General features: G+C 55.7%; 2 protein-coding genes. Both read left to right on the top strand.

Features of this window, described 5'->3' with window-relative positions; genetic code table 11:
* The coding region (locus ACFL9S_RS23225) for a transposase (protein WP_405264231.1) at nt 1-562 on the top strand (562 nt) is incomplete at its 5' end.
* Nucleotides 562-1,119, top strand: coding sequence for an IS3 family transposase (locus ACFL9S_RS23220; protein ID WP_405264230.1), 558 nt, complete (start codon nt 562-564; stop codon nt 1,117-1,119). The genes ACFL9S_RS23225 and ACFL9S_RS23220, both read left to right, overlap by 1 nt.
* Nucleotides 1,120-1,138: the final 19 nt, after the last annotated feature.

Below are 1,138 nucleotides of genomic sequence, written 5' to 3'. Positions count from 1 at the left end.
AACTGCACCCAAAAAGTTGGACACCCAACTGAGTAAGGTGCAGTACATGAAATACACCCTTGAATTCAAACTTGCTGCAGTCCGTTCTTACCTCGACAGCCATGCGGGTATTAAGGCGACGGCAGCAAGGTTTGTCCTTCCTCCAACCCACCTTAAACGCTGGGTTCTCTTATATAAACTTCATGGTGAACAGGCCCTGTGCCACGCACAGAAGCGTCACTATCCCCCTGAATTTAAACTGCGCGTTGTTCTGCATACCCTACAGAAGGGCGACTCCCCGGCCGCCGTTGCGGCCCTGTTTAATATCCCCTCATTCACAACCGTCGCCACCTGGGTCAGACTGTATCAGGAGAGCGGGGCCGATGCCCTGCATCAGGATAACCGGGGGAGATACAAAAGAGTGAAACGTCATCCCAGAACGGCAGAACAGACGAAGCCCCTGACCCCGGAGGAAATGCAGGAAGAGCTGCGTTATCTTCGGGCAGAAAACGCCTACCTGAAGGCCATGCAGGAGCATCTTCTGGAAAAAAAGCGCCAGGCTCAGGAGAAAAAACCCAAATAGTGCTGTCCCTGCGCGAAGAACACGCCCTGCCCGACCTGCTGCGGGCGGCGCAGCTGGCGAAGAGCACCCTGTATTACCGGCGTGCGCGGCAGGAGGTTGCCGATAAATATGCGCAGGTGAAGGGGCTTATTACCGCGTTTTTTCACCAGCACAACGGGTGCTACGGTTATCGTCGAATCCACTGCCTTATCCGTAAGGCGGGGTGGTCGCTCAGCCCGAAAACCGTTCGCAGGCTGATGCTGGAGCTTCGGCTCAAATCGCCCGTCCGGCAGAAGAAATACCGTTCTTACCGGGGTAACGCCGGTACTGCTGCGGAAAATGTTCTTCAGCGTGACTTTAAAGCCGCGGCCCCCTGCGAGAAGTGGGTGACCGACGTGACGGAGTTCAACGTAGCGGGCCAGAAACTTTATCTTTCCCCGGTACTGGACCTGTTCAACGGGGAAATCGTGGCGTGGGCAACGTCACGCCGCCCGGAGATGGAGCTGGTCAGCCGCATGCTGAAAAGGGCGTTCAGCCGCCTTGTAAGTAACCCAGCTTTAGTTCCACACACTTTTTGAGATTTCCGGTTTCTCAGCC

It is taken from the genome of Erwinia sp. AnSW2-5, from assembly GCF_045107195.1.
GTDB lineage: Bacteria > Pseudomonadota > Gammaproteobacteria > Enterobacterales > Enterobacteriaceae > Erwinia.
This window is presented reverse-complemented; position numbering and strand designations above follow the sequence as displayed.